At 69.4% G+C, this 3,116-nt stretch carries 5 protein-coding genes and 1 tRNA gene; 2 read left to right on the forward strand and 4 right to left on the reverse strand.

All coding sequences use genetic code 11. The features are described from left to right. The 4 genes from ACT4N8_RS10365 to ACT4N8_RS10380 all read right to left on the reverse strand — a co-directional run. On the reverse strand, window positions 1-872 hold an 872-nt coding region (locus tag ACT4N8_RS10365; RefSeq protein WP_444858051.1), incomplete at its 3' end, for an NnrS family protein. A 242-nt stretch (window positions 873-1,114) separates the two neighbouring features. Beyond that, the gene (locus ACT4N8_RS10370) at window positions 1,115-1,423 is read right to left on the reverse strand and encodes a hypothetical protein (protein WP_444858052.1); all 309 of its coding nucleotides are present in this window, start codon (window positions 1,421-1,423) and stop codon (window positions 1,115-1,117) included. 275 nt (window positions 1,424-1,698) lie between these two features. Continuing rightward, window positions 1,699-1,789, reverse strand: a tRNA-Ser gene (locus tag ACT4N8_RS10375). A gap of 93 nt (window positions 1,790-1,882) precedes the next feature. Continuing rightward, a complete protein-coding gene (locus tag ACT4N8_RS10380; protein WP_444858053.1) occupies window positions 1,883-2,170 on the reverse strand; it encodes a 4a-hydroxytetrahydrobiopterin dehydratase in 288 nt (95 codons plus the stop codon). A gap of 41 nt (window positions 2,171-2,211) precedes the next feature. Between ACT4N8_RS10380 and ACT4N8_RS10385 the strand changes: the two genes are divergently transcribed. Continuing rightward, window positions 2,212-2,613 (forward strand): metallopeptidase family protein, encoded by a 402-nt coding sequence (locus ACT4N8_RS10385; RefSeq protein WP_444858054.1) that lies wholly within the window; start codon window positions 2,212-2,214, stop codon window positions 2,611-2,613. Beyond that, window positions 2,610-3,116 (forward strand): heme ABC exporter ATP-binding protein CcmA (gene ccmA, locus ACT4N8_RS10390; RefSeq protein WP_444858055.1); only part of this gene is annotated, 507 nt, incomplete at its 3' end. The genes ACT4N8_RS10385 and ccmA, both read left to right, overlap by 4 nt.

A 3,116-nucleotide genomic window follows, 5' to 3' on the forward strand; every position in this document is an offset into this window, starting at 1 on the left:
GGCAGCCACGAATCGCCGATAGGCCGGATCAGGCCGAGCGGGTCGCGCGCGGCCCGCAGCCCGCGCCAGCGCGCCCGCCACAGCGCCTGGAGCAGGCCGGCGCCCACGAGAAGCGCGCCAACGAGCCGGGATTCGCCAAGCAGGATCCAGCCGAGCAGAGCCGCCGCCGTCGCCGCGATCACGGCGAGATCGAAACGGCCGGGCTGGGCCGGAAGGCGCCCACCGAGTCCCTGCTTCTGCATCCAGTTGCGGGTGAAGGAGGGAATGATGCGCCCGCCGATCAGCGAGATCATCAGGATCACGAGCGCCATCGCGGCGAAGACGCCGCCGTCCGTCATCGCGAAGAGGCCGGCCGCGGCCGCGTGATCGGCCGCGTTCGCAAGCCCGAGCAGGAGGACAAGGCCGACGATCGGCAGATTGCGGTTCTTCGCGGCCAGCACCTCGCGGGCGGCGAGCCCGGCAAGGATCAGGTAGAAGCCGACGTCGAGCGCCGCGGCCGGCGCGCGGCCGAGCTCGGTGGAAAACAATACCGCGACGCGGCCGGCCAGCCAAAGGCCGAACAGAGCGGCAAGCGGCGGCCCGGCGATCGGCAGCCGGCCGGTCCAGTTCGGGATGGCGGTCAGCAGGAAACCGGCGATCACCGCGCCGACGAAGCCGAACAGCATTTCGTGCCGGTGCCAGGCGAGCGGATCGAACGCGCTCGGCAGCGCGCCACCGCCGGCCAGCGCGACCAGCCACAGCGCCAGCGCGAGAACGGCCCAGGCCGACCCGCCGAGAAAGAACGGGCGAAATCCTCCGCGCAAGATGGGCGGAGCCGCCGCCATCCGCGCGCGCCGGAGCGCGAGCATCTGCTCTCCGCGCGTCGCCGTCACGTCGCGAGCGCCCTGCGGCGGCCGGCGGCGGATCGCCCTCCGCCCTTTCGCCGACTCGCCCGCTCAGTTTCCGCGTCCGCGATCGCTGCGTCGAGCGCCGACACCGCCTCGGACCGGCCCTGCTCGACCAGCCGTGCGCGCAGGCGCCGAAGGCGAGCCAGCAAATCTTCCGGCGTGGGATTCGGAGCAGCCATCATCGTTCTCGACTCCAATTCGGTGCGGCGCGGGTACCAAGCCCCCGTTCAGACGAACGCGACGATGATCGCGATCGCCAGCGCCCAGCCCGCGACCAGGATCGGGAGCACGAGCACCTGGGCGATGGCGGCGCCGCTGCCGATGTGGCCAGTCTCGATCTCCACCCCGTCCGCACGGAACTCGGCCCAGCTCGCAAAGCGGCCCTCGGGCCGCGGCGCGATCCGCGCCCACAGCGCCGGCGTGCCGAACGCCATCGCCACGTAGATGAAGAAGATCGCAAACGGCAGGATCAGTTCAGCGTTCATGAACGCCGCCGCCATGATCGCGAGGAAGGCGAAATAGGCACCGATCGTCACGGCGAACAGCGCGGGGTGGACCCCTTCGTGGTCACAAAAAGATAGAGGCCGCCAGAGTCGGCCAACTTGTAGTCTCTATCGCGAGCCTTGGCGTTCCGCGCCTTCAGATCTGTGAGCATCCGTGCCCCCAAAATTGCAAGGCCGTGCCCCGCCAGTGCCCCCCGCTGCCCCGGATTTGGGGGCACTTCGCAGGAACGCGTCGGACGCACATTATTCGAGGATCGGCAGAAAAGCTATGTTTTATAGACTATTTTGGAAGATGCTGGAGAGGGTTGTGGCGGAGCGGGAGGGATTCGAACCCTCGATACGGTTTTGCCGTATACTCACTTTCCAGGCGAGCGCCTTCGACCACTCGGCCACCGCTCCGCACCGAAACCGATCGGTCGCCGCGAAGCGGCGGGCGTGAATCGGGTTCGCAATCAAACGCCTGGAAGCGGTGCATCTAGTAAGGGCGCGCGCTCAGGGCAAGCTGGCCTCGATCGTCCGGGCGAGCGCGATGTCCTTCTCCGTCACGCCGCCTTCGCTGTGCGTGCTCAGCAGGATGTCAACCCGGTTCCAGACGTTCGACCATTCGGGATGGTGATCGGCCTTCTCGGCGGCGAGGGCGACCCGGGTCATGAAGCCGACGGCGGCGTTGAAATCGGCGAATTTGAAGCTTTTGGCGATGCCGTTCCGGTCCGCATCGTAGGCCCATCCCGGCAGCGCGGCGAGCGCGGCCTCACGTTCGGCTTCGCTCAGCAGCGCCACGGCCCTTCCTCCTTCTTGTGCGCTTCTCTATGTCCCCTGTCATGGCCAGAGGTCAAACCTTCGCCCCCGACGCGGCGGCGATCGAGCGGCTCGCGGACGCGGCGATCGCTGGCCTGCCCGAGCGCTTCCGGCGCCATCTCGCCAACGTCGTGCTGAGGGTCGAGGAATTCGCCGACGACGAAGTGCTTGACGAGCTCGGCATCGAGGATCCGTTCGACCTGACCGGCCTCTATACCGGCCGTTCGATGCGCGAGGAGAGCAGCTGGGCCTCGGGCGAGCTGCCGCCGCGCGTCCACCTCTATCGCCGCCCGTTGCTCGACGAATGGGTGGACACGGGGGTCAGCCTCGAGGCGCTGATCACCCACGTCATCGTCCACGAGGTCGGCCACCATTTCGGCTTCTCCGACGCGGAGATGCACGCGATCGAGGAGGCGGCGGGTTGAGCGAGCGGCTGCGGCTCGAGGGCGTCGCCTGCGTGCGCGGCGGGCGCCTGCTGTTCGAGGGGCTGAGCCTCGCGCTCGCGCCGGGCGAGGCCTTGCTCGTGCGCGGCCCCAACGGGGTCGGCAAATCGAGCCTGCTCCGGCTTGCCGCCGGCCTGCTCCGCCCCGCCGCCGGCACGGTTTCACGCGAGGACGCCGCTCTGGCGGACGAGCATCTCGCTCTCGACGAGCGGCAGAGCCTGGGCGCGGCGCTTGGGCTTTGGGCGCGGCTGGACGGGGTCTCGGCCGTGCCCGGGATGGAGGCGATGGGGATCGGTCATCTCGCCGATGTCCCGGTGCGGATGCTTTCGACCGGGCAGCGCAAGCGGGCCGCGCTCGCCCGCATCCTCGCCTGCAACGCCCCGCTCTGGCTGCTCGACGAGCCCGCCAACGGTCTCGACGCGGAGGGGCAGGAACGGCTCGAAAAGGGCATGGCCGCGCATCGCATCAAGGGCGGCGCGATCCTC

The sequence above is a fragment of the Sphingosinicella sp. genome (assembly GCF_052387495.1).
Taxonomy (GTDB): domain Bacteria; phylum Pseudomonadota; class Alphaproteobacteria; order Sphingomonadales; family Sphingomonadaceae; genus Allosphingosinicella.